Origin of the sequence: Arthrobacter sedimenti (assembly GCF_042652025.1) — a bacterium.
Classification (GTDB): domain Bacteria; phylum Actinomycetota; class Actinomycetes; order Actinomycetales; family Micrococcaceae; genus Arthrobacter; species Arthrobacter sedimenti.
Genome location: NZ_JBHSDQ010000003.1, coordinates 497,181 through 520,381, shown reverse-complemented (window position 1 = coordinate 520,381; position 23,201 = coordinate 497,181). Strand labels below are relative to the sequence as shown.

At 63.1% G+C, this 23,201-nt stretch carries 21 protein-coding genes and 2 pseudogenes; 9 read left to right on the top strand and 14 right to left on the bottom strand.

Features of this window, described 5'->3' with window-relative positions:
- Positions 1-487: 487 nt before the first annotated feature.
- From ACFO0G_RS10490 to ACFO0G_RS10480, 3 genes are all read right to left on the bottom strand, one after another.
- Complete coding sequence (locus ACFO0G_RS10490; protein WP_376977454.1) at positions 488-1,639, bottom strand: N(5)-(carboxyethyl)ornithine synthase; 1,152 nt, start codon at positions 1,637-1,639, stop codon at positions 488-490.
- 5 nt (positions 1,640-1,644) lie between these two features.
- Positions 1,645-1,791: a hypothetical protein gene (locus ACFO0G_RS10485; RefSeq protein WP_376977452.1), complete on the bottom strand. Its 147-nt coding sequence runs from the start codon at positions 1,789-1,791 to the stop codon at positions 1,645-1,647.
- Between the two features lie 208 nt (positions 1,792-1,999).
- Positions 2,000-3,154, bottom strand: coding sequence for a diacylglycerol/lipid kinase family protein (locus ACFO0G_RS10480; protein WP_376977450.1), 1,155 nt, complete (start codon positions 3,152-3,154; stop codon positions 2,000-2,002).
- A gap of 1,110 nt (positions 3,155-4,264) precedes the next feature.
- Between ACFO0G_RS10480 and ACFO0G_RS10475 the strand changes: the two genes are divergently transcribed.
- Positions 4,265-4,966, top strand: coding sequence for a GAF domain-containing protein (locus ACFO0G_RS10475; RefSeq protein ID WP_376977448.1), 702 nt, complete (start codon positions 4,265-4,267; stop codon positions 4,964-4,966).
- A 76-nt stretch (positions 4,967-5,042) separates the two neighbouring features.
- Here the strand turns inward: ACFO0G_RS10475 and ACFO0G_RS10470 are convergent, their stop codons facing one another.
- From ACFO0G_RS10470 to ACFO0G_RS10460, 3 genes are all read right to left on the bottom strand, one after another.
- Positions 5,043-5,510: a MarR family winged helix-turn-helix transcriptional regulator gene (locus ACFO0G_RS10470; RefSeq protein ID WP_376977446.1), complete on the bottom strand. Its 468-nt coding sequence runs from the start codon at positions 5,508-5,510 to the stop codon at positions 5,043-5,045.
- Positions 5,511-5,821: 311 nt separating this feature from the next.
- Complete coding sequence (locus ACFO0G_RS10465; protein ID WP_376977444.1) at positions 5,822-6,022, bottom strand: hypothetical protein; 201 nt, start codon at positions 6,020-6,022, stop codon at positions 5,822-5,824.
- Between the two features lie 495 nt (positions 6,023-6,517).
- Positions 6,518-7,159 (bottom strand): TetR/AcrR family transcriptional regulator, encoded by a 642-nt coding sequence (locus ACFO0G_RS10460; protein ID WP_376977442.1) that lies wholly within the window; start codon positions 7,157-7,159, stop codon positions 6,518-6,520.
- Positions 7,160-7,304: 145 nt separating this feature from the next.
- Here ACFO0G_RS10460 and ACFO0G_RS10455 point away from each other — a divergent pair, with 145 nt between their 5' ends.
- The 5 genes and pseudogenes from ACFO0G_RS10455 to ACFO0G_RS10435 all read left to right on the top strand — a co-directional run bounded on the left by ACFO0G_RS10455 (position 7,305) and on the right by ACFO0G_RS10435 (position 11,301).
- Positions 7,305-8,111 carry a hypothetical protein gene (locus ACFO0G_RS10455; protein ID WP_376977440.1) on the top strand — a complete coding sequence of 269 codons (807 nt, stop codon included), beginning with the start codon at positions 7,305-7,307 and terminating at the stop codon, positions 8,109-8,111.
- Positions 8,108-8,539: pseudogene (locus ACFO0G_RS10450) on the top strand (phage holin family protein). Before ACFO0G_RS10455 ends, ACFO0G_RS10450 begins: the two are co-directional and overlap by 4 nt.
- Positions 8,536-9,231, top strand: a complete 696-nt coding sequence (locus ACFO0G_RS10445; protein WP_376977438.1) for a DUF3618 domain-containing protein — start codon at positions 8,536-8,538, stop codon at positions 9,229-9,231. Before ACFO0G_RS10450 ends, ACFO0G_RS10445 begins: the two are co-directional and overlap by 4 nt.
- 227 nt (positions 9,232-9,458) lie before the next feature.
- Entirely contained in the window at positions 9,459-10,250 is a 792-nt protein-coding gene (locus ACFO0G_RS10440; RefSeq protein ID WP_376977436.1) for a DUF2382 domain-containing protein, read from the top strand.
- 214 nt (positions 10,251-10,464) lie between these two features.
- Complete coding sequence (locus tag ACFO0G_RS10435; protein ID WP_376977434.1) at positions 10,465-11,301, top strand: phosphatase PAP2 family protein; 837 nt, start codon at positions 10,465-10,467, stop codon at positions 11,299-11,301.
- Positions 11,302-11,627: 326 nt separating this feature from the next.
- On the opposite strand, the gene ACFO0G_RS10430 is transcribed toward ACFO0G_RS10435, so the two are convergent.
- From ACFO0G_RS10430 to ACFO0G_RS10405, 6 genes and pseudogenes are all read right to left on the bottom strand, one after another.
- Positions 11,628-12,761 (bottom strand): GAF domain-containing sensor histidine kinase, encoded by a 1,134-nt coding sequence (locus tag ACFO0G_RS10430; RefSeq protein ID WP_376977432.1) that lies wholly within the window; start codon positions 12,759-12,761, stop codon positions 11,628-11,630.
- An 838-nt stretch (positions 12,762-13,599) separates the two neighbouring features.
- Positions 13,600-14,280, bottom strand: a complete 681-nt coding sequence (locus tag ACFO0G_RS10425) for a DUF998 domain-containing protein (protein ID WP_376977430.1) — start codon at positions 14,278-14,280, stop codon at positions 13,600-13,602.
- A 12-nt stretch (positions 14,281-14,292) separates the two neighbouring features.
- A complete protein-coding gene (locus tag ACFO0G_RS10420; RefSeq protein WP_376977428.1) occupies positions 14,293-15,108 on the bottom strand; it encodes an alpha/beta fold hydrolase in 816 nt (271 codons plus the stop codon).
- Entirely contained in the window at positions 15,105-15,578 is a 474-nt protein-coding gene (locus ACFO0G_RS10415; protein ID WP_376977426.1) for an SRPBCC family protein, read from the bottom strand. Before ACFO0G_RS10415 ends, ACFO0G_RS10420 begins: the two co-directional genes overlap by 4 nt.
- Positions 15,571-15,924, bottom strand: a complete 354-nt coding sequence (locus tag ACFO0G_RS10410) for an ArsR/SmtB family transcription factor (RefSeq protein ID WP_376977424.1) — start codon at positions 15,922-15,924, stop codon at positions 15,571-15,573. The genes ACFO0G_RS10415 and ACFO0G_RS10410 overlap by 8 nt, the downstream gene beginning before the upstream one ends.
- A gap of 77 nt (positions 15,925-16,001) precedes the next feature.
- Positions 16,002-16,217: pseudogene (locus tag ACFO0G_RS10405) on the bottom strand (DUF4287 domain-containing protein); the annotation flags it as partial.
- Between the two features lie 182 nt (positions 16,218-16,399).
- On the opposite strand from ACFO0G_RS10405, the gene ACFO0G_RS10400 reads away from it, so the two are divergent.
- Complete coding sequence (locus ACFO0G_RS10400; protein ID WP_376977422.1) at positions 16,400-17,143, top strand: glycosyl hydrolase; 744 nt, start codon at positions 16,400-16,402, stop codon at positions 17,141-17,143.
- A 658-nt stretch (positions 17,144-17,801) separates the two neighbouring features.
- Positions 17,802-18,431, top strand: a complete 630-nt coding sequence (locus ACFO0G_RS10395) for a class I SAM-dependent DNA methyltransferase (RefSeq protein WP_376977420.1) — start codon at positions 17,802-17,804, stop codon at positions 18,429-18,431.
- Positions 18,432-18,522: 91 nt separating this feature from the next.
- On the opposite strand, the gene ACFO0G_RS10390 is transcribed toward ACFO0G_RS10395, so the two are convergent.
- Positions 18,523-19,083, bottom strand: coding sequence for an NAD(P)H-dependent oxidoreductase (locus ACFO0G_RS10390; RefSeq protein ID WP_376977418.1), 561 nt, complete (start codon positions 19,081-19,083; stop codon positions 18,523-18,525).
- Positions 19,073-19,678, bottom strand: a complete 606-nt coding sequence (locus ACFO0G_RS10385; protein ID WP_376977416.1) for a TetR/AcrR family transcriptional regulator — start codon at positions 19,676-19,678, stop codon at positions 19,073-19,075. Before ACFO0G_RS10385 ends, ACFO0G_RS10390 begins: the two co-directional genes overlap by 11 nt.
- A gap of 169 nt (positions 19,679-19,847) precedes the next feature.
- On the opposite strand from ACFO0G_RS10385, the gene fdh reads away from it, so the two are divergent.
- Complete coding sequence (fdh, locus tag ACFO0G_RS10380) at positions 19,848-23,183, top strand: formate dehydrogenase (RefSeq protein WP_376977414.1); 3,336 nt, start codon at positions 19,848-19,850, stop codon at positions 23,181-23,183.
- Positions 23,184-23,201 lie beyond the last annotated feature (18 nt).

The following is a 23,201-nucleotide window of genomic DNA, read 5'->3' as shown; positions in this document are numbered from 1 at the left end:
CTTTTGCCTTAGCCACAGACGCCAAGCTTGCAGCGGTGACAGCGGGCGTCGTTACGCTCGAGTCGGAATTCCTTGCCCATGTCGTTCTCCCCGGTAACCGAACCGTCCTCGACGAACTCGAACCCGTTATCGCATCCGCTTACCGGTCCGGCCAGCGTCCCTCAATCCGTGCTGCGTGATTGAGTAGACCTACTGCCCATTTACATCACCCGCAGGGACACCAAGGACACCCGTCTGGACCGAATTTAGGGCTGGGGGCGTCATTGCGCTGCTGTTCCTCGTCAAGGAACAGCATCACGTGCGGTCAAGAGGAAGCTGCCGACGCTTTGTTTCATTCCCCGGCCCTAGTAGCATCCCGGGCCGAAAGGGTTATCAGGGCTATCTTTCAGCGAGCGGATGGGGGGCGTGACAACCGTGAACCGGCCGCCGACCGGAGCGAGGTCGAACAACCGCTCGCCCACCGGGGGCAATGAAATGCCCTGGCCTTCTAGGCGGGTATTGGGAAGTGTGGGTGTTCCGGGCGGCGTTGCTGGAACTGCAGCACGTCCTGGTTCAGGACGACACCCTCTCGGATTTCGATCGCGCGGCTGATGGTCTCGTTTCCCGTCCACGCCGTGGGGCCGGTGATCACGGTTTCCAGGAAGGGCAGCAGGGCTTCGCTGATCTCCCAACTGGAGGATTTCCAGAGGTAGGAGGGGCTGTGGTCCACCGCGTAGTAATCGATGTGGTCACCTACGGTGAAGATCGGCTCGGCGAAGGTGGTGGTTTTCGCCCAGCTAAAGCCCATACCCTCATCGCAGGAAACATCCACGATCAGACTGCCGGGGCGGAAAGCGTCGAGGTCCTCGGTCCGCAGGTAGGTCAAGGGTGCGTTGGGGTTTTGCAGGGTGCAGTTGACCACGATGTCGCTTTCGGCCAGGAACGGCGCCAGCGGGACCCGCCCGCGTTCCGTGATGACCTCGCTGAGGAATGGTGCTTCGGGGTCGTGATCAAACTGGGCAATCCGCACGGAATGGATAGGCGAACCCACGGCGGCGACCCCGCGGTTGGTCAGGACCTGGACGTCATGGATGCCATGGGCGTTGAGTGCTGTGACGGCTCCTCTGGCGGTCGCGCCGAAGCCGATGACGACGGCGCTGAGCCTCCGGCCGTAGTCCCCGGTGGAGCCGGTCAGGGCCAGGGAGTGCAGCACGGAGCAGTAGCCGGCCAACTCGTTGTTCTTGTGGAAAACGTGCAGCCCGAACCCGCCGTCACTGGCCCAGTGGTTCATCGCCTCGAAGGCGATCAGCGTCAGTTTCTTGTCGATCGCCAGCTGGGATAGTGCCCGGTCCTGGACGCAGTGCGGCCAACCCCAGAGGACCTGACCGTCATGGAGTTCGGCGAGGTCTTCGGGCTGGGGTTTGAGCAAGAGGACGACGTCGGCCTCCGCCAGTAGTTTTGCGCGCGGGGCGATGCGCCCCACGAGCGGTGCCAGCTGGAAGTCCGAAACGCCGAAACGCTGGCCGTAGCCTTCCTCAAAAATCAGGTGCTGTCGAATTTCGGGTGGAATGCGCTTCAGATGCAGCGGGTGGATAGGCAGACGCCGCTCGTCAGGTTTTCTGGTACTGGAAAGAACGCCGAGGGTGAGGTGACCGGTCATGCCGGTCACTTCTTCTTGAGGCTTGTCGAGTTGGCGGTGGCCTTCTCTCCGGGGACGGGGGGTGTCGCGGCGGCCTTCTTGTCGGCGCGTTTTTCCTTGATAGTTTTGGCGGATTTCTTGGATGCTGTTTGGCGGGGGGATTTGTCAGCCATGATTGCTCCTGTAGCGGAACCGAGAGGTTCCTGACTTCGAACGATACAGGTACCGGCCTAACTCTCCCCCTCGGAGCCGCCGGGCGGATCCGTCGATGCGTGCAGACCCATGGGCGGTGCGGCGGCTGCCCGGGCAAAGATACGTCGTCCCCACGAGAGACTCTCAGGGTGCTGGCCGGACCGTCGAATAGACGCCAAAGGTGCCAGATCAGATAACTGCCAGGGCGCCCTTAGCGCTTTCCACAAGAACATCGGTGGAGGCGGGAAGATGCCTGACCTCGCCGTCTATTTGGCAGGGAACGGCATCCCCGGTGGTGAATGCGTAGCTGCTGACACTTGGTTGGTTCCCGAGTCCCAGGGTCACGGCGCGAAGGGTCATCAGGGCCATCTTCCAGCGGCCGGAGTGAGGGAGCGTGACGACCTCGAATCGGCCGTCGTCGGGGTGGACGGACTCGCTGACTGTCCCGTACTTTGCCATCCGTGAAATGTTGGCAAGGATCAGACTGTCCAAACAGGCGGTGGCCCCGTCTGCCCGGACGAGCTCGAACGGCCTCAGGTGAGAGAGTGTGCGGGCCACGGACACAAGTTCGAGGATTTTTCCCTTTCCCCCGCGCTCGATGCCGATTGCCATCAGCGGCGTGAGTCCGAAACCGATGTAGGAGTGGGCGTAGTGGACCCGTTCAGGTTGTTCCTTCCCAAAGGTAATTCGCAGCAGGTCGATGTGCCGGACCGGGTCGTCCCGGACAGCCTCCGGCAATGGTCTTTTCGACATGCTGCGGTGATGGTCGTTGGCGTTACCTGCCGCGACGACGGTGCACACCGCCTTGCTGTCTGGAACGTCCATCACCCCGTTGACGACCTCGTTGTACCCGCCGTCGCCGCTAACGGAAACAATAAGCGGGGACCCTGCGGCGGCAACGGATCGTGCCAGGCCCCGTGCGTGCCCGGCGAAGCCGGTGGGCAGCACATCAACTTGAAGATCCGGTGCTTCGGCGGCAAGCTCTCGTTGCAGCTCGTTGATCCTGGCGGTCATGCCAGGCCTGCCCGGGTTGAAGACCAGCACCGCCCTATCAAAACGGGCTGCAGGTGGCCGGTCCGGGTAACCCGCTGCCATCGGCATTCCAGCCCTTCGATTTACCAAGTCGTCTGCTACGCGGCGAAGGTCCTGAACCCACCCGGTGGAGCGGCTGGGCGCTCCCGAACTTGCTTCAAAGTTGCCGAGAGCTTCCGCTATGCGCTCCAGTGCTTCCGAGATATTGGCCTTTACCGCCGCGTAGCCTTCGTCCGAGCGGGGGTCGGAAGAAGCCGAAGACAGCAGTTCCGCTCCCGACTTGATGACCAGCGAAGCCTCGTACTCGTTCACACATGCACCTCGTGGGTTCCTCGTGTCGGACATGGGGTAACCTCCCGTCAGCACAACCTTACATCCGCGATACCTGCGAGATTGATCCCCGTGTGGCCACGAAATGCAGTCCTCTACCGGCTCTGGCGATGCGCTAATGACCCGCTGTTGCTCGGTCAGCCATTGGCGATAGGTCGTGGGCGGAGTGTCGTTGCGGAGGAGTCCCCGCTCCGCGAGGGAAATTTTCGAGGGCCATTGGTCGAGTTCGCTGCCTGCGGTGCTGATGGCGACGCCGAGTGTGGTGTGCGTGTTCCGGGGATCGCTGTTGTCTGGTGCCGGCGGGGGGGGGGGGGGGGGGGTGATGGGGCGGTAGATTTCCCGGGCTGCGTAGCGCTTTAGGCAACGCATGATCTCCGGTTTGATCTTGCCCTTGCGGTGCGCTTTGCAATGGTGGGGCACGGCAAGCCACGAGCGACTCCGCGGCCCTCTTCGAACGGGGCGTAGCGAGGTTGGCCGGAGTTGAACGCGGACAGAACTGATTTGTGGGTTTTCACCTGTCGTGGCGCGTCAGGGCGTACAGTCAGAGTATCGGGATCCCGTGACTGAACATGCGGTTGCCGAGCAATGAAACCAACTCCGCGTCCGCCGCCGGCTAACAGGCGGCTGTGACAATAAGGGGCCCGGTTTCGGGTCCCTTGAACCTCAGTCACCGTCGATCCGCCCGTTTCTGCGGTTCTGGCAGTGCATCTTCAAGAAACGTTGGCGCAATGCCATGACCACCACCCAAGAACAGCCGGTCCATGTTGAGGGGCGCCTTGCGCTCAGCGGCGTTCTCGCCTCCGCTCTTCCTCACGACCTCGGCACGGCCATGGCCGCCTCTCGTTACACCGTCCCTGTCGTTTTCTCCCGCAGGCCCCAGCCCCGGGAACTCGATTTGCTGCATGACAAGAGCGTCACCCAGCGCTTGGCGGAGGAAGGATACAGCGACGTCGAACTGCGAGTCTCTGACCGCCGCCTCCTGATTACCAACACCAATCTGCAGGACCTTAAGTCAGGGCCCGGCGGAACACCCCTCGGGGCTGGGGCGCCCACGAAAAGGGCCGCGCGCGATCCTCCGTGCCACCAACGCAAATGGAAATCCGGCGTCAGGGCCTCGTTCCGGATAACCATGACATCGGGCAGTTCCTTGCCGGGCTGGTCGCCCTCGCCGCAACTGGGCTTTCCCACGCCGACCCTGAAATGTCCTGTGGTATGACTGTCAGGCAGCCGAAGAAGCCCGTGGCACAGGCTGGCAGTGAGCTTGGGGCCAGGTCACTGGACGAACTTAACAATATTATTGGCGAGGGCCCGAACCTCACGGCGATGGCTGAACAAAGAACAGTCCTGGCCGCGAATCTGGATAATGAGTGCCAATGGCCACGTTTCGTCAGATCTGCCTTCCGCCACGGCATCAGGTCCATTCTTTGTGTCCCCTTGACTGTCGAGGGTAAAACCCGGGCCGCCCTAAGCTTTTACGCCAGACGCCCGAATGCTTTTTCCCCGGCAGATATCGATATTGCCGAATCCTTCGCATCGCAGGCCTCAAGGACGCTAGGGCTGGTCCTGCACATCGAGTATCTGAAAGACACTAATAGGGATTTGAGAGCTGCACTGGCCCGCAGGGCAAACATCCACACCGCGCAGGGAGTCGGCCGATGCCAGCGGAACCACGCAGCCCCCACGATTCTGGAACGGGCCTCCAGTACCAAGGACGTCAATTCCGGGGACCCGACGGCCTCCATCGTCACCACCGTTGCGGGGGACAAGACCAGTGCACTTCACCTTGATGTGTAGAAACTGACAAGCAGCCCATTTACGGGTGGCGCCGATGACTGGTATGGGCGAAGGTCTGCACGGGAGTGGCGGGTCTTCAGACAGATCTGTTGCCGGGTTTCTGCTTGGTATGGGAGGTGGTCCCGGGGTTCCGAGAAAGCAGGTCGATGATGGATTGCAGGTCCTTGCGAAGCCTGTCTCCGTCCCCTGCCGCGCGTGTCAGTATTGTGCGGTCCACTTCGCGGGCTTCGTTGATCACCTCCGTGCCGAGGTCGGTGATTGAGACGATCTGGCTTCTGCGGTCAGAAGGGCTGGGGTGTCGGCGGATGTAGGCCCATGCCTGCAGGCGGGACAAGGTCTTGCCCATTGTCTGGTTCTGCACACGGACCTTTTGGGCGATATTTGCCTGGCTCATGGGCTCCCCGGCTCTGGAGAGAACGTCCAGGGCTATCACTCCGGCGTGGGTCAGCCCGGCAGCGGCCAGTTTCCCGTTCCATGAATGTTCGACGAGCCTGGCCGCTGTTGATAGGAGGCGGCCGGTGGGCCAGGAATTCATGTCGGGCATGAGCGGAGTCTAGACCTTCGGGCTGCACGCGGTCTGTACGTGGTCTTTTAGGGCGAAGCGGAAGCCTGGTGTGGGGAGCCCGTGCAGGCACCATTCCTCGAACCGGTTTGCAGAGGCAGGGGAGCAGAAGCGACACTCAGACGGTCGTGTAGCAGAGTGCGGCGAATCAAAGGCAACGCCTTAGGTCCTGTCGCTGCAGCAGCTCGGTGGCGGGGCCCCTTTGCTGTCGGCGGGCCGGCTTCGACAGCTACGAAGGCCGCTGTGGAGAGACTGCGAGGTCAAACGGGTTCTTCGGGGGCCACGAGCAGCGTTTAGTTTCCGCGCTGCTCGAACTCCGTATCAAGCTCGTGGTGGCGGAACTCGGTTTCCGGGTCAGACTCACCATCGGCAACGATTTCGTGGTCGAGTTGGCGTTGGACCTGGCTGTCGAGAACCTGCAGCTTCTCGTCTTTCAGTGTTTCCAGATCCTGGGGAAACGGGTCGCCGGGGGTGATCCGCAGATTCTTTGACATGGGTTGTCCCTTTCACTGGCGGCGCTCCATTTCATCGGACACGCGCAACGAGAGTTTAGTCGGCCTCAAGCCCGACAGGGTCACGCTCCTGCCGCGCCGGGGGCATTAATCAAACCAGGCTTGGTTGGCTGGCGAGGATGTAGTCCAGAGCAGCCGGACCGGTCATTCGAAGCCCCGGCCGTATCCGCCGGTGGTCGTTCACGCCTCGTTCGTGGATGCCTTCCTGGGACATTGCTGCCCAAAACGACTCGCAGGATCCGGGGGGTTGTGTCTGCAGCGCGCACCAGCTCAGGTACACACCGTAGAACTGGTCTTCGGTGAGTATGTGGTCATCAACCGTATCGGCAGCAATACAATCCTGAACAAAACGGGCGTAGTCCGGGGGTTTCCATCTCTCATGGCTCCTGTTCCTTCTACGAAATTGTGAATAAAGGGGGCCGCAGCAGCTTGGAACCGCCAAAAGGATGGAGAACAATGTGCGCGGGTGATGATGCGTCAGGGGGCCATGGGAGCGTCACCTCCGTGGTCGCGGATGAGGGAAGCGGCCATGCGTCTAGCGAAGACAGCTGCCTCGCGGTCTCCCTCCACCGCTGAAATGATCGAACCTTTGGTCAGGATGTGGCAGGAGCGGGCAAAGACGTCGGGCTGTTCAAGGCCGGCCTCCACCGCCAGGGCCCGGATGAAGGCCCGCACCTGCGCTAAGTAATCGATTGATGCGATTCCCAGGAGGTGGGCGGGACCCATTTCCAGCATAGTGCTGACGAAAGCGCAGGCCTGGAAGTCATCCTGGCGGAACCAGCCGTCCAGGACGTCAAAAATAGCCAACAACCGGCCCGTGGGGTTCTCGGTCCGCCTTCCGGTGTCGGCGATGATCGCCTCCACTGTCATGTCCTGGTGGCAGCGCTCCAAGTACGCGAGGACCAGTTCATCCTTTGAGGTGAAGTGCGCGTAGAACGTCGCTTTGGCGACCCCGGCCCGTGAAATCAACTCATTGATGCCGACATCGCGGATACCCCGGTGCAGGAACAGCTCGTAAGCGGCACCCAGGATGCGCTCCCTGGCACCACCGGGGGCCAGGCGTGCCGGAGCAGAGGCGGAAGCGTCGACGGCGGGTGGCGCGTCATATGTATGGGCCATTAACGGCAGACACTACACGAAAAATCAGGCAGACAAGTCGGTACAGAAAAAATAGCAAGGATACTTACTAAAAATTAGTAACCATGCTTAGTATTGCGTCAGTGCTGGTCGTTCCAGCAATTGACCGCGAAGTAAAGAGAGCATGATGACGGAAAATCAGTGGGCCAACGTCACCGGGTCCTCCTCCCAGGATCGGGAGGCGACCATGATCATCGGGACAACCCCGTCCGTTATGCCGGACACGGGGGCAGGGTCCAAGAAGGAAGCCGCGAAGGAGGAAATCTCCAACGTCGCCGGGCATGCTGGCGCTGCTGCGCAGGGTGTTGCGGAGACTGCGAAGGAAGAAGCAGCCAACGTGGCCGCCGAGGTGAAGTCCAATGTGAAGGACCTGTTGTCCCAGGCGAAGTCGGGTCTGTCTAGTCAGGCCGGTACCCAGCAGCAGAAGGCTGCCGAGGGTATCCGCACTATTTCCAGCCAGCTGCAGACGATGGCTGATGCCCCTGACCAGCAGGGCGTGGCCAGTGACCTGATCCGCCAGGCAGCCCAGCGCAGCGAATCGGTGGCTTCCTGGATTGAGAACAAGGAGCCCGGTGACATGCTTGTCGATGTCCAGCGCTTCGCCCGCAATAAGCCGGGCAGGTTCCTGCTGCTTGCCGCAGGCGCCGGCCTTCTGGCGGGACGACTCACGCGAAGCCTCACCGCAGGGGCTCCCGAGTCACAGAACGGTGGCCGCTCCAGCCGGCCCCAGCCGCCGGCCCGGGCCCCCCAGGCAGCAGCCCTGCCACAGGGGGCGGCATTCACGCCGGCCAGCGGCGGGGACCTGTACGACGAGCCTGTTATCGGCGCAGGGGCGCCGGTTTCAACGTCAACGTTGCCCTCCGGTACCGCCGCAGACACGCCCCTGCGGTTCGAGGAGGACCTTTACCAGCCAGGGGAAGGACGCCACTTGTGAGCAGCCAAATCCATGAGCCGGCACCGAGCGAGGCGCACCTGAAGGCCGATAACGCTTCGTTAGGTGAGTTGCTGGGCGATGTGACCCGGGACCTGTCCACCTTGATGCGCCAGGAAGTGGAGCTCGCCAAGGCCGAAGCAAAGCAGTCGGCCACCCGGGCAGGGAAGGGTGGCGGGAGGCTCGCCGGGGCCGGCGTCGCCGGTCACTTCGTCCTGGTCTTTTTGTCCCTGGCCTTGATGTGGGCCCTAGGCTCGCTGATGCCCCTTGGCTGGGCCGCGGTGATCGTCGCCGTGATCTGGGGCATTATCGCCGCCGTGCTGGCCTCCGTGGGCCGGTAGGAACTCAAGCAGATCAAGGGCCTGCCCCAGACGGGCGAAACACTTTCTGAAATTCCCCCAACCCTAAAACCAGGTGAGGTAAACCGATGAGCGATACCCCGGATGTAATCCGTCAGGAAATTGAAGAGACCCGCGCACGGCTGGGCACCAACGTGGACGCCGTCGCCGACAAGGTCACCCCGTCCAACATCGTCCACCGGCAGACCGACAAGGTGAAGTCCGGTCTCAAGGACGCAGTCACCGGGGTCAAGGAAAAAGTCATGGGAGCAGCGGATTCGGCCACGTCCACGGTCCAGGACAAGGTCTCAACCGTTCAGGACAAGGTCTCCTCGGGCACCAGCAGCACCGGGGACGCCCTGCGCAGCACCGGCGGCAGCCTGCACGACGCCAAGGACACCGTCACATCCAAGCTCAGCGACACAGGCACCGCTATCTCCCAAGCCCCCGGCCAGGTCAAGACCGCAGCCCAGGGCAACCCCCTCGCTGCCGGGCTCATCGCCTTCGGCGCCGGGATGCTCCTCTCGTCGCTGATCCCTGCCAGCACGAAGGAACGCGAAGCGGCCCAAGAGCTCAAGACAGCAGCCGAGCCGCTGGCTGGCAAGGTCAGCGAGGCAGCCAAGGATGTGGTCCAGGACCTGAAGGAGCCAGCCCAGGAAGCCGTGGAGAGCGTCAAGTCCACGGCTGCCGACGCTGTTCAGAACGTCAAGGACGAAGGCCAGGGCGCCGCGAGTGACGTCAAAGACCGCGCCGCCGATGCCAAGGACAACGTCCAAAACACCTGAGTGGCCGGGACAAGGAGGCTAGACCTGGAGCGGTGGCACGCACCGGCTTCGCCCGCTGAGTCCGGATGATGGCCCTTGCCACCCTGTTCTCCCGCAACACCCGTGCTACCGGCACGACCAACCGCTGACCCAACCCGCGAAGCCGGGACTCCAGCATCACACCCGGCTGCAGGACAAACGAACACCCTAACCCCACGATCTGTTCACCGGATCAGAAGGAGCAAGTCATGATCAGCACAGAAAACCTGTCCACACTGAGCACCGCCGGCGGCAATGTCATCGGCTCCGATGGCAGCAAGATCGGGTCCATCGGCCAGATCTACGCCGATGACCAGACCTCGGAACCGACCTGGGTCACGGTCAAGACCGGCCTGTTCGGCACCCATGAGTCCTTCGTCCCGCTGGACACCGCAACCCAGGACGGCAAGGACATCGTCGTCCCGCACACCAAGGACGAGGTCAAGGACGCCCCCCGGGTCGCCCCGGACGGCCATCTGGAACCCGAAGAGGAAGACCGCCTCTACACTTACTACGAACGTTCCGGTGGTGCCGCCTACACCGGCACCAGCACCGATCGGGACACCACCGAGAGGGAAACGACCGCGCGCGGCGCGGTGGGGCACGACACTTCAGGTCCCACGACCGATGACGCGATGACCCGTTCGGAGGAGCAACTGCACGTCGGCACCGAAAAGCAGGCCACGGGCAGGGCACGGTTGCGCAAGTACGTCGTCACCGAGAACGTCACCAAGACCATCCCGGTGGAGCGTGAAGAGGTCCGTATCGAACGCGAACCAATCACGGACGCCACCCGCGGTGCCGCCCTGGACGGCCCGGCGATCAGCGAGGAGGAACACGAGATCGTCCTTCACGAAGAACGTCCCGTAGTTGAAAAAGAGGCAGTTCCCGTCGAACGCGTCCGCCTCGATAAAGAAACCGTGACCGAGCAGCACACCGTCAACGAAGAAGTCCGCAAGGAAAACATCGAAGTCGACGACGACGGCCGCGCCAGCCGCTAGCGCGAAATCGGGCCCAAGGAAACCCAAACCAGGTTCCCTGGCATCGCCTGACCCGGCGGCAACCCAGAGGTCCGCTCCCTCCAAGGAGCGGACCTCTGGCAGCTGAAAGCCCGGCTGGCCCCGCACCGAAGGGCAAGGATTCCCGTCCGCCGGGCCGCCTACGGATGGGGTAGCTCCCCTATTTCCGATACTTTTGCAGCGTAGAGAGAAGCCCGTGACTGACCAGAACTCATCTGTTGGCGGTGTGCAGGGAGAACTGCACCAGGACCGCTTTGTAGGAACCCAGGACCTCACAAGGTGGGACACCCGGGCCGGACAGCTCCTGGCTTCGGCCGTGCGCAGGGCCAGCACGTTAGTAGGACCCCACGGCGCCCTGATCCTTACCCTGCTTGTCGGGGCGGTCCTGGCCGCATCCCTCACGGCACTCTTCGCTCAAGTCTATGAGGCCGTCGTGGAAACCGACGGCGTTGCCGGCCTGGACCATCCCGTCCTGGATTTCGCCAAATCGATCAGGTCTCCCGCGGCGGACACACTCGTCACCGCCTACACGGACATCGGCGGAACAGTAGGCATGCCCATCCTCGCCGTCACCGCCCTGGTAATCCTGACCATCCGTCGCCGGTCCTGGACCCCCGGCATCCTGATCGTGATCGCCGGCGCCGGTTCATTGCTGATGACGATCGCCGGCAAGCAACTCATCGGACGGACCCGGCCCCCGCTCACCGACGCCGTCCCGCCATACGAACACTCCGCTTCATTCCCCAGCGGCCACTCACTGAACGCGGTCGTCATCGCCGGTATCGTCGCCTACCTGATCATCCTGAGGCTCAGGAGCAGACGTGCCCGCATAGCCGCCATCATCGTTGCGGCCCTGTTCGCCCTGACCATCGGGCTGAGCCGGGTCTTCCTCGGCCACCACTGGCTCACCGACGTCCTCGCCGCCTGGACACTAGGGGCCGCCTGGCTGACCATCATGATCACAGCACACCGCCTCTACCTCACAGCCCGCAAACACCACAGCACACTCGTCGGGGCTGGCCACCAACCCTAGCTCGGCGTATGCAGGTCACTTCGGGCGGGCACCCACGTGGATTTCGGATCCGCCGCACGTTCTCGGATGCAACAACGTGGACTTTTGAAAAGCGGCTGCTGCCGTTGACGCGACACCTTTCTCCTGTGGCCGTCTTCTGGCCACATACAGATCACCAGCCGATAAAAAAGACTCTGAAGGCCCGGGGAGTTGGCATGGTGACCTATTTTCCTGCCGGTGCCGAACCATACGGAAGCGCCGGTTAAACTTCCCGCACCGCGCAGGCTCCCGGGTCGTAGAGGTCCTGCCGGGCGCCGCTCCTGTTCTGGTCGGCTGACGTTGCCGAGTTAGGTGTCTTTGCCGAGGTGGACTGTCACGGTAGTGCCGGTGCCCGGTCCTGCGGAGATTTCCAAGCGTCCGCCGGTGGCGGCAGCGATGCGTGCGCAGGTCGCAAGGCCGAGGCCCGTTCCGGGTGGGTCATCCTCGCGGTGCAGTCGGACCAACGGATTCAGGACCCGTTCACGGTCGAACGGACTTATTCCCTTGCCGTTGTCGGTGACCTGCAGCGTCACGTCGTCTCCGGCCCGATGCCCGGTGACGTAAATGACCGGTGGAACTGTTGGTCTGGAATACGCAACCGCATTGTGGATCAGGTTCTGCAGCAGCACCCGCATTTGCACGGGGTCCGCGGTGAAGTCCAGGTCGGCGCAGTCGACCGTTGCACCTCTCGCTTCGAGGCTTGCGGTCAGGTCCTGGAGGACGTCCGTGACCAGCGACGCCAGAGAAAGCTTGGTAGGCCGGGGGGCGCCGCCGATGGTCGCGTAGGCCAGGACGTCTTCGACCATCGTCAACATGCGCTGACCGGAGTTCGCCACAACGTCCAGGTACTGCAGGATTTGTGAATCCGGGGAGTCCTCGGCTTCCATCTGGCTCAGTTCGACGAATCCCAGGATGGAGGTCAGGGGATTGCGAAGATCGTGGCTGATCCGGCCGGCGAACTCTGCGAGCAAGGAGTTGCTGCGCCGGGCCTCGGCCAGTGCATCGGTCAAGGCCTTGGCCCGGTGTTCCAGGGCCAGAGCCTCAACTATTTCGGCTGCGAGGACTTCCAGACCGTGGCGTTGGCGGTCGCTCAGCTGGCCGGGTTCCCGTGCTCCGGCACAAAGTGTGCCTAGCACGAAGCCACCGTCGCTGACCAGGGGGATGGAGGCATAGAACCTGATTGTGCCGCGGCGTCCGTCGACGAGAGGGTTGTTCCAGTAGCGAGGATCCAAGGACGCGTCGTCAACGACAGTCGAGGTCCCGTCCAAGAAGCCGACGGCACACATGGAGTCTTCTCGGGTGCAAAGATATGGTTCCATACCCGCCGTGGCCACTTGATACTGAAGGTCATCGGTAATGATGTTGATCGCCGTCACCGGCTGCCCGCAGACCGTGCGTGCCAGCTCCACAAGGTTCTGCAGCCGTTCCGAAGGGACGGGCACTGTGATGTTCTGTCCTGGTCTGGGAACCGGCAGACCATGACGTGCCAGGACCGGGTCTCTGGCGAGCTCCGAAGCCCTCACCGGCGCCATGCCGGCAGGGATGTCCGTGTACCGCTCCCGCCACGAAGGCACATCGTCGATACCGGGGTTTCACTCATCGGACCATCATTCCAGACAGACCAAAGGCCCTTGTCACATCCTTAGATGAACTTGTGCGACCCCAGGGACTTTGACGCCGTCGGAGAGGGCTTTCTCGAATTGACGGACTGGGCGCGATCTGACGAGCTGTGTAGTTGCCGCGCTTGTAGGCCCCTCTGGGCTTACAAGCTTCTTTTTCCTGATGGCAGCGTCTCGCCCCGGACGCGAGCCTGCTCGAAGACTTCCTGCAACTTTGCCTGCTCCGGTTTGCCGCCAGCATCCACCAAAACCCTACGGCCGCGGACTAGCAAGCACGGCAACGAGCGCGTCACCGCCAATCGGGCGGCCGATGACCAGGTCCACTGAGTCCAGCACCCAGCAGCCGACAGCGGCCGCAGCAAACACCAGGGCCAGGATCCGCAGCACCAGTGACGACGCCGGGACGGCACCCAGACGGGAACCAGGGGGCGCCGACGCTGCCGGGCTGGTTCACTCATGCGCCCACCCTACTAAGGGGCGAGAGCCGGCTCGCGGGGCTCGCCCTGGTTTCCGCTGCGCTTCAACCACTTTGGTGGGCGTCCGCTGGCGCGGCCGGCTGTTGGGTCCAGGGCGTACCGTCGCAGAGCTCCGGACCCCCTGCACCTTAGGTGTCTACGACGATGCTCCTATAGTCGTCAAATTGCCGTTGGATCGGTGCTTTTCAGTGGGGCGGCGTGCTCAGCTGGTGGGGGACGGGGGGAGGCAGGTGGTGGATGCGTCGTAGGTGCGTGGCGGTTATAGCCAGCCAGGTCCAAGCGAGGACTACGGCTGCTGTGAAGCCAAGGACGATGACTGCTGATGTTGACCCGCTGGCAATGCCGGCGAAGGCGGCAAGAAAGAGAACTCCGGTGGCTAGCGAGAATGCTCCGAGTCTCCGGTTTCCTGAGCTGTAGAACCGGCGGGAGAGAACACAGCATCCGGCGATGAGGGCGGCGAAACCTACTCCCGCTGTAATGAAATGAAGGAATCCGTGGAGGGAGCCGGAGGCGGGGTGTCCGGGAGGTGTGCCTTGAGGGAATCCGTTCATCGGATCGGCGCTGAAAATGCCCGCACCCACTAAACCGGCACCGTAGATTCCGATGAGAGCGGATCCCCAGAGGGTGAGGGCGCCCGTGAGGATCAGGTTTGTGGTCTGGATCCAGCCCAGGTCCCCGTTGGCGAGGACACTGAGGTCGTTATGTGCCGCGTCAAAGCCTGGGCGAAGAAGCGCCTGGGTATAGCTGACCAGAAGGTACAGGGGGCCGGCGGCTATCCCACAGGCCAGCAATAACCGCGTGGCGGAGGCAGGAGGCGTGGTTCGCGGGGATCCCTGACGGTCGGTTTGATACCTGGTGTTGGGCATGGTCAGCTCCGGTCAATCGGTGAAGAAGCCGCGGAGCTCTGCTGCTATTGCTGCGTCAGAGACTTGGTGTGTTTGTCCGTCAAGCGTGCGGTGCAGGGCTTGGGGGATGGCGGCTGCTGTTGTCGTTTGGGCTGAGGTCATGGCTGGCGCGGCTTTTCCACCGACCATGACAAGGGTCGGGACCGTGATTTTGGCGAGCCGGTCGGTGGGTGCGGTGAAGTTGTTGAGAACGGCGACCTCGTAGGGGAGTGTGTTGGCGGCGTCCTTTTGGCTTTTCCAGATCTTTGGCATGAGGCGCAGCATGATGGGCACAAATGCCGGGACGCCGATCATTTTGACCAGGAAGTAGGAGACCATCGCGCCGCGTTTGTTTTGGGCGAGCAGTGAGTTCAGGTGCCCGGCGTGGTCGGTGGGTGTTCCGTCGGTGTCCCCGATTCCTGTGTAGGGGGCTTCATAGGTGGCGAGCTTGCGCATCGGGATACCCGCCGCTGCTGCTTCGAGGGCGAGGGCGGCGCCGGAGGAGATGCCGTAGACGTAGGGGTCTCCGCCTGCATGGGTGATGACCGCGGCGAGGTCTTCGATTTCGCGTTCCACGGAGTAGGGCCGGGTATCACCGCTGTCGCCGCGGCCGCGACGGTCGTAGAAATACACGGTGAAGGAGTCGGCAAGCGTTGTGGCCAGTGACCGTGCCGGGCCGAAGGACCGGCCGCAGAAGGCGCCGTCGACCAGGACCAGGGAGGGGCCAGTGCCGAGGTGTTCGACGGAGATGGGGGTTCCGTCCGCTGAGGTGGTCTGGGTGACCTGGGTTTGGGCAGAGCTGGTTTTCATGCTGAGGGCCTTTCGAGGAGGGTGTCGAGTTTGGTGAAGGACAGAATCCATCCGGCATGTGTCATGTCCCGGATCTCGTCCGTGAACGGGCCTTGGTGGAGGGTCATGCGCGTCCGCTCGCCGTGATCGTGGAATTGAAGCCGCAGCACGACATCGTCCACGGGTCCAGCCTCGGTCAGTGCGGTCAGTTGGATCTCAAGGAATTCCGGTGCCTTGAAGGCGGTGATGCGTCCGGTGATGGGGTGGCTGGCCCCTGTGGCGTTGTCGATCATAGTCAACTCCCACCGGCCCTGCTCCACGAGCTCCACCGTGATGCTGTCGACCGGTACGGAAACTCCTTCGGGCCCGAACCAGGAGGCGAGGAGTCGGGGTTCGGTCCAGAATCGCCAGACCGTGTCCCTGGGCGCGGCGAAAGAACGGGAGATGAAGACGTCATGTTCTGTGATTTCCTGCTGGCGCCCCTCAGACATCGCGGCCCTGGCCCTTGGGCGTCGTGTCGCGCTGAAACGCGGCCAGCGCGCCGTCGAGTTTGTCAAAGGACTCACCCCAAAACTTCTTATACCGCTCCATGTATTCGCTCGCTTCCTTGAGCCGGTCCGCCTCCAAATGACTGAACCGGGCAGTCGCCACCCGGTTCCGGGAGATCAGACCGGCATTTTCCAGTACCTTCAGATGTTTTGAAATCGCCGGTTGGCTGATCCTGAACGGGGCCGCGAGGTCGGAAACCTGCGCGTCGCCGTCCGCTAGCCGCTGCAAAATTGCCCGCCGGGTCGGATCGGCCAAAGCACCGAACACTGCACTCAATTCATCAACCATCGAAATCATAACCTTACCGTTATATAACTTTATGGTTTTAGACTAAGGTTGGTTGAGCAACGCGTCAAGCTGCCGAGCTATGCAGACCAGCGCACCTGGTGACGCACTTGTCCTTGCTGCAGCTGCTCCTGTAGGTGTGGGGCCGTTGTACCCCGGCCCAGACTGTAGGCCTCCTTGAGCCAGGCCAGGATGTCACCTGCCTTGGTTCCGGGGGCGTCCAGGCCGCGCTCATGTGTCTTCTCGATCAGTTCTGTCGGCGTCGGGCCGGTCTTTTGTTGGATCGCATCCAGATAGGCCTTAAAGGACTCTTGTTCTCCTCATGTGAGTCCCGGGCGATGCGTTCGACAGGACTGTAAGAAGGGGCAGCCGCTGTCCGGCAGCGTTTAGGATGGGAAAAACAGCAGGTCAATGGGGGGTTTTCGCTGTGGAGGGGGATGAGCAAGGACGGGCAACGACCGGGCGTCGTGAGGTCACGATGGACAGGCTCAAGTCCTGGGCCCTTCCCATTGGTGTGGCGGTGGTGGCCGCCGGGCTGGGTGCTGCCAGCATTTCGGGTGCCCTGGCGGACCGCGACCGCAAAGCCCATGAAGCAGGGGCGAGCCAGAGCGCTGCCGCCCTCCCCACATGCGAGGTGACGGACCGGAATGGCCTGCCGGCTTCGGGTACGTTGTTTGGGGTGAACCTGAACCTGGACGCGAAGCCGCTGTCCCAGTATGCCTCCGATCTTGGCCATAAACCCGCCGTCAGCGTCTCGTTCGCCGACTTCCCCTACACGGAGCAGGAGCGGACACACCTGCAGCAGGCGGCCGCCCAGATCCGCGCCGACGGGCACGTGATGCTGCTGACCCTTGAGCCCAAACAGGGCCTGGCGGCCGTCACTCCCGAGGTGGTGAACACTCTGGTGAAGGATTTGGCGTCGATCAACGGTCAGGGGGTGCCGGTGGTCGTCCGCCTTGCCCATGAGATGAACGGGTCCTGGTATCCCTGGTCACAACAGCCGGCCGAATACAGGCAAGTCTTCACGCAGGTGGCGGACGCCGTACACAAGGACGCGCCGGGCTCGGCCATGATGTGGGCACCCAACTACGCCGGCGGCTACCCCTTTGCCGGCGGCCCGCAGATTAAGGGCAGTAAGGGCCTGCAACGTTGGCGCCGAATCCTGAAACGCTACCCATGCCTGCTCATAGTTCCGCAGGTAGGCAGCGAACATTTCGTCTAGCTGCGTGTCTGTTCCGGGAGGAACCGTTCCGACTAAAGGGAGGAACTGACGGAGCCGCTCGCGGCGCTGTTCCTGGAATGGGATCTCCTTTGCCAGGAATCGGACGTAGTTGAGCTGCTCGATTTCAAACCAGGAACGCTCCAGCTCCCGACTGGGCTCTTGGTTGAGGTGCCGTAGGAAGCCGTTCAGGCCCGCACGGGCAGACGTGTAATGGTCGAACAAGGTGTTGTCCAGATCGAAGAGGACGGCCTGAATGCGCACCCGTCCACAGTAGCCGTCGAACAGCGTGATGACCGGCGGCACGGGCGCGTCCCTAAGATGTGAGCATGGGACAGCAGGCCGAGGTGGTACTCGTTCACGGGATGTGGCACCAGCCCGCCCACTTTGACCGGCTCGCAAAGGCCCTGCGGGAGCAGGGGTCGACTGTCCATGTTCCTCGTCTGCATCGCGGCTCGCTGGCGGCGGATACAGCGGCTGTGCAGAAGGACGGGAAGTCCTTTACGCCGACTGCACTGACGCCGACAGCGTCTGGGCAACAGCGCTGCTCGTACCGCAGCAGCCGGGCCACTCACCTTTCATCAGCCGTCCCGCAGACATCGCCAGGGTGATCACGAGTGTCTGAGCTCCTTTCAGGAGCAACATTTTCTAGACTCGCTGCGTGACCGATGACGAAGTGCTCCATGCCTACACTGCCCGGGCTGCAGAGTACGAGAGCCTTCTTGGCTCCGTAAAGGACATGGGCGAGCTGGACCGCCGTCGTATCGAACGGTGGGCCGGGGGACTTGGAGGGCCTGGACTTACCGGACCAGTGCTCGACGCCGGGTGCGGCCCCGGGCACTGGACCCACTTTCTGCAGGGGCAGGGACTGGACATCTCCGGTGTTGATCTCGTCCCCGAGTTCATCCGGAGTGCCCGCGCCCGCTTCCCGGAGGTGCGCTTCCGGGTGGCGTCGCTTCGTGCCCTCGACCTGCCCGACGGCCACCATGCCGGCGTCCTGGCCTGGTACTCGCTTATCCATTTCGCACCCACGCAACTGCCCCCGGTCCTGACGGAGTTCCGGCGCATCCTGCAACCACAGGGGCGCCTGCTTGTTGGCTTCTTCGAGGGCGAGTCCGGCGAGCCCTTCGACCATGCGGTCACCACGGCGTACTACTGGTCTGTTGACGAAATGAGTGCGATGCTGCGGGACGCCGGCTTCGAGGTCCTGGACGTGGAAACACGGCACGACCCGCGCCGGCGGCCGCACGCCGCCATCGCCGCGATCGCCCGCAGCGAGAAGACGAAGTGACGCCGACGCGGCGTTGCCAGCCGGATGTGCCGTTGGATACCCATGCCACGGGCTTGGAAATCATTGGCTGGCAAGTCCCTGGCTTCCGGCGTCATGACACGGGGTCGGGAACAGACCCTGACACCAACATGGTCCTGTAGTCCTGCGCCTGGCCGTGCAGTTGCTCGTCGGTCAGGTCACGTACCCCGTGCAGGATGAACGGGCTGAGCCACTGCATGCCCAGCCGGCGGGCTGTCGCCTGCAGGGGAATGAGGATGTCACTGTAGTCCCATCCATGGAAGCCGCTAGGAGAGTATGCCTCCGTGGTACCCCCTGTGCTGGTGGCAACCCGGAGCGTTTTGCCCGCAAGCGCCCCCGGCCCGCCGGTGCCGTAGGCCCAGCCGCGGATAAGCACCTCATCGAGCCAGGTTTTGAGGAATGCAGGAGGGGCGTACCAGTGCGTTGGATATTGCAGAACAATGTTCTCCACCGCTTCCACCGCTGCCCTTTCGGCCGCGACGTCGATCCGGCCGTCCGGATACAGGCGCCGCAAGTCACGCACGGCCAGATCGGGAGCCCCTTCCAAAGCGGCAGCGAGGGCACGATTCACGCGCGATTGGCTGATATCGGGATGGTCGAGAAGGATCAGGGTTTTGGGTTTTTCATACGTCATTATCGTGTTCCTTTTGGCGGGTGGGTTGCGGGGTTTGGGACAGGACTGCTGCCCGGGCAGACGACTTCGCGGCGTTGACTACTGAGCGCGACTGGGTCAGCCTGCCGGTGGCAAGCGCCCCGTCCATCAGCAGCCCAAGATGGCCGGCAAGGTGTTCCGGGTCGGTGGCGTTCGCCTCCCGGCTCAATTCGAGGAGCCACCGGTGGCGGCGCTTGACGTGGTGCAGCGTGGCCTGTCTGGCAGCCGAGTCCAGGGCTGCCTCCACGCCGGCGCTGACGAAGGGGCAACCGAAGAATCCGTGCCGGTCGAACGCGTCCGACAGTGCGTCAAAAAGTGCCACGAGCCGGTCCCGGGGCTGGGCTGCCTGTTGGGCTGCGGACTGTAACTGTTCAAGCCACGCGACGTCCGTGCGGGCCAGATAAGCCGCCACGAGGTCATCCTTGGTCCGGAAGTGGGTGTACAGGGTCGACTTGGAGACTCCGGATGCGGCGACCACATCGTCCACCCCGACCCCGCGGATGCCGGACTCATAGAACAGTCCTGCTGCTGCCTCCAGGATCCTGTCCACCGATCGGGTGCGGCGCTTTGTCACCATGCTCCTCCTTAATCGAACTGATCTGTTCGTATAAGTAGACGTGCAGGCGTTGTATTCCCGGCCATCTTCCCCCTGGTTCCTCAGCTGGAACTTCACTGGGAATGCTTCGGACGGGACACGCCCAACCATGTCCTGTTACACCTGCCGTGGTCCGGGGTAAGCTCCAGAAATGGCACCGCGAAGTTTTCTTCAATGGCCGGTCGTCCGTCAGCTGAGCACGGGCGACCTGCTTGGCCGTGGCCCCGCGGTCACATCGGCCAAGACCAAGGCAATAGCTCCACGCACCGCCACTGCTGACCGTGTGGTGCAGAGCGTTTGTCCCTACTGCGCCGTCGGCTGCGGACAGCGTGTTTATGTGAAGGACGAAAAGGTAGTCCAGATCGAGGGCGATCCGGATTCCCCCATTTCCCGCGGCCGGCTGTGCCCCAAAGGCTCTGCCAGCGAGCAGCTGGTCAATTCGCCGGGCCGGCAAACCAAGGTGCTCTACCGTGCACCGCGTTCCACTGAGTGGGAACACCTGGACCTGGAGACGGCCATTGGCATGGTGGCGGACCGGTTTATCGAGACCCGCCGCAGGACCTGGCAGCAGGAAGACGACCAAGGCCGGCTGCTGCGGCGCACCATGGGCATCGCCTCGCTGGGCGGCGCGACCCTGGACAACGAAGAGAATTACCTCATCAAGAAGCTCTTCACGGCTGCAGGGGCGGTGCAGACCGAGAACCAAGCCCGCATATGACACTCCGCCACGGTTCCCAGTTTGGGAGCCTCGTTTGGACGCGGTGGTGCAACGCAATCACTGCAGGACATGGCCAACGCCGACTGCATCGTCATCCAGGGTTCCAACATGGCCGAGTGCCACCCTGTGGGCTATCAGTGGGTAGCGGAGGCGAAGGCACGCGGAGCGAAGGTCATCCACGTCGATCCCCGCTTTACGCGCACGTCTGCCGTCTCGGATAAGCACATACCCATCCGGGCCGGCTCGGATGTCGTGCTTCTTGGCGCGCTCATCAACTACGTGATCAGCAAAGATCTCTGGTTCAAGGAGTACGTCAGCGCGTACACCAACGCTGCCACGTTGGTCCACGACGATTACCGCGATGCCGAGGATCTGGGCGGGCTGTTCTCCGGCTTCGATCCGGAGAAGGGTGCCTACGACACGTCGTCATGGGCGTACGCCGAACGTGAGGACGGCGCCATCGACGAGCCCGGGCCCGGGTCGGAACACGGGGCCAATGGGACGGCGCGCGCTACCGGCCATTCGTACGGCAGTGGTGGTCCGCCCTTGGAGCACGCCGAAGTCCAGCGGGACGATACCCTTCAGGACCCCCGGACCGTCTTCCAGATCGTGAAGCGGCACTACGCCCGTTACACGGCGGAGATGGTGCAGGACATGTGTGGCATCAGTGTGGCGGATTTCGAGTACCTGGCGCGTACCATCACGGAGAACTCCGGACGCGACCGGACCACCTGTTTCGCCTATGCCGTTGGCTGGACCCAGCACTCGCTGGGAACGCAGTTCATCCGGGGTGCCGCCATCCTGCAGCTCCTGCTCGGAAACGTGGGACGCCCGGGCAGTGGCATCATGGCCCTGCGCGGACATGCCAGCATTCAGGGTTCCACCGACATCCCGACGCTGTTCAACCTGCTGCCCGGGTATCTGCCGATGCCCAGCGCGGGCCGCCACGACAGCCTCGAAGAGTATCTGTCCGTTATTGGGTCGAAGCAGCAAAAAGGTTACTGGGCTAACGCGGACGCTTACACCATCAGCCTTTTGAAGGCATGGTGGGGTGACGCCGCGACCGCGGACAACGACTGGGCCTACGACTACCTTCCCAGGCTGACCGGAGCGCACGGTACGTACGAAACCGTGATGGGGATGCTCGAGGACGAGGTGGAGGGCTACTTCATCCTCGGACAAAATCCTGCAGTGGGTTCGGCTCATGGCCGGATGCAGCGGATGGGCATGTCGCACCTGAAGTGGCTCGTGGTTCGGGACTTGAACATGATCGAGTCCGCTACCTGGTGGAAAGACGGTCCGGAGATCGAATCGGGGGAGCTGCGCACCGAAGACATCGAGACCGAGGTGTTCTTCATGCCGGCGGCAACCCACGTCGAGAAAGCCGGATCCTTCACCCAGACCCAAAGGCTGCTGCAATGGCGGCACCAGGCGGTTGCACCGCCAGGGGAGTGCCAAAGCGAACTGCAGTTCTTCTTTGAACTGGGCAAGCGGATCCGGGAGAGGCTGGCCGGTTCCCAGGATGAGCGCGACCGTCCCCTGCTCGACCTGACTTGGGACTATCCCACGGACGAACACGGCGATCCCGATGCCGAGTCGGTCCTTGCCGAGATCAACGGCCGTCACCTGGCGGGTCCGGACGCAGGGAAACCCCTGTCCTCCTACACGGAGATGCAGGCTGACGGATCCACGTCTGGCGGCTGCTGGATCTACACCGGTGTTTACGCTGACGGCTTCAACCATGCCGCCAACCGCAAGCCGGGCCAGGAACAGGGACCGGCTGCTTCGGAGTGGGGCTGGGCATGGCCGGCCAACCGCCGGATTCTCTATAACCGTGCCTCGGCGGACCCGGACGGCAAGCCGTGGAGCGAGCGGAAGAAATACATCTGGTGGGACCAGGAGCAGGGCAAATGGGTCGGAGACGACGTGCCCGACTTCCCGGTTGACCGCGCCCCGGGCAGCAAACCCGATCCCTCGGTTGGTGGTCCTGCCGCCCTCAGCGGTGATGATCCCTTCATCATGCAGGCTGACGGCAAGGGCTGGCTGTTTGCGCCGAAGGGCCTCATGGACGGACCCCTGCCCACGCACTACGAGGCGCAGGAGTCACCGGTGGCCAACGCGCTGTACCCGCAGCAGCAGAACCCCGCGCGGCTGGTGTTCCCCCGCAAGGACAACCTGAGTGCCCCAAGCGCAGGGACCAGTGGCTCCGACGTCTACCCGTATGTCTTCACCACGTACCGGCTGACCGAGCACCACACGGCGGGCGGCATGAGCCGTTGGCTTCCGTACCTCTCCGAGCTGCAACCGGAGATGTTCTGCGAGGTCTCGCCGCAGCTGGCGGCCGAACGCGGTCTTGAACCTTATGGGTGGGCCACGATTATTTCGGCGCGTTCCGCCATTGAGGCCAAAGTGCTGGTCACTGACCGCATGGCGCCCCTCCAGGTTGGTGGCCACACGGTGCACCAGATCGGGTTGCCCTACCACTGGGGCGTCGGCAGCAATGCCGTCGTCAGCGGCGACGCTGCCAACGACCTGCTGGGTGTGACGCTGGATCCCAACGTCCAGATCCAGGAATCGAAGGTGGCATCCTGTGACATCCGGCCGGGCCGCCGGCCCCGCGGGAAGGAGCTGCTTGCCTTGGTTGCTGAGTACCAGGAACGGGCCGGCGTGACCATTGAGACCGGCAACCGCGCCGTCACCGATCCCGCGGTGGAAGGGCTCCAACCCCGCCCCGATGAAAAGGGCAGCACCGAGGGTGGGGAGCATTGATGAGCCCGCTTCCCACCG

Bases quoted from the DNA above. Each gene is read 5' to 3' on its own strand.
- ACFO0G_RS10490 (WP_376977454.1), bottom strand. From the start codon at position 1,639: ATGACCGGTCACCTCACCCTCGGCGTTCTTTCCAGTACCAGAAAACCT.
- ACFO0G_RS10485 (WP_376977452.1), bottom strand. From the start codon at position 1,791: ATGGCTGACAAATCCCCCCGCCAAACAGCATCCAAGAAATCCGCCAAA.
- ACFO0G_RS10475 (WP_376977448.1), top strand. From the start codon at position 4,265: ATGGAAATCCGGCGTCAGGGCCTCGTTCCGGATAACCATGACATCGGG.
- ACFO0G_RS10470 (WP_376977446.1), bottom strand. From the start codon at position 5,510: ATGCCCGACATGAATTCCTGGCCCACCGGCCGCCTCCTATCAACAGCG.
- ACFO0G_RS10465 (WP_376977444.1), bottom strand. From the start codon at position 6,022: ATGTCAAAGAATCTGCGGATCACCCCCGGCGACCCGTTTCCCCAGGAT.
- ACFO0G_RS10460 (WP_376977442.1), bottom strand. From the start codon at position 7,159: ATGGCCCATACATATGACGCGCCACCCGCCGTCGACGCTTCCGCCTCT.
- ACFO0G_RS10455 (WP_376977440.1), top strand. From the start codon at position 7,305: ATGACGGAAAATCAGTGGGCCAACGTCACCGGGTCCTCCTCCCAGGAT.
- ACFO0G_RS10445 (WP_376977438.1), top strand. From the start codon at position 8,536: ATGAGCGATACCCCGGATGTAATCCGTCAGGAAATTGAAGAGACCCGC.
- ACFO0G_RS10440 (WP_376977436.1), top strand. From the start codon at position 9,459: ATGATCAGCACAGAAAACCTGTCCACACTGAGCACCGCCGGCGGCAAT.
- ACFO0G_RS10425 (WP_376977430.1), bottom strand. From the start codon at position 14,280: ATGCCCAACACCAGGTATCAAACCGACCGTCAGGGATCCCCGCGAACC.
- ACFO0G_RS10420 (WP_376977428.1), bottom strand. From the start codon at position 15,108: ATGAAAACCAGCTCTGCCCAAACCCAGGTCACCCAGACCACCTCAGCG.
- ACFO0G_RS10415 (WP_376977426.1), bottom strand. From the start codon at position 15,578: ATGTCTGAGGGGCGCCAGCAGGAAATCACAGAACATGACGTCTTCATC.
- ACFO0G_RS10410 (WP_376977424.1), bottom strand. From the start codon at position 15,924: ATGGTTGATGAATTGAGTGCAGTGTTCGGTGCTTTGGCCGATCCGACC.
- ACFO0G_RS10400 (WP_376977422.1), top strand. From the start codon at position 16,400: ATGGACAGGCTCAAGTCCTGGGCCCTTCCCATTGGTGTGGCGGTGGTG.
- ACFO0G_RS10390 (WP_376977418.1), bottom strand. From the start codon at position 19,083: ATGACGTATGAAAAACCCAAAACCCTGATCCTTCTCGACCATCCCGAT.
- ACFO0G_RS10385 (WP_376977416.1), bottom strand. From the start codon at position 19,678: ATGGTGACAAAGCGCCGCACCCGATCGGTGGACAGGATCCTGGAGGCA.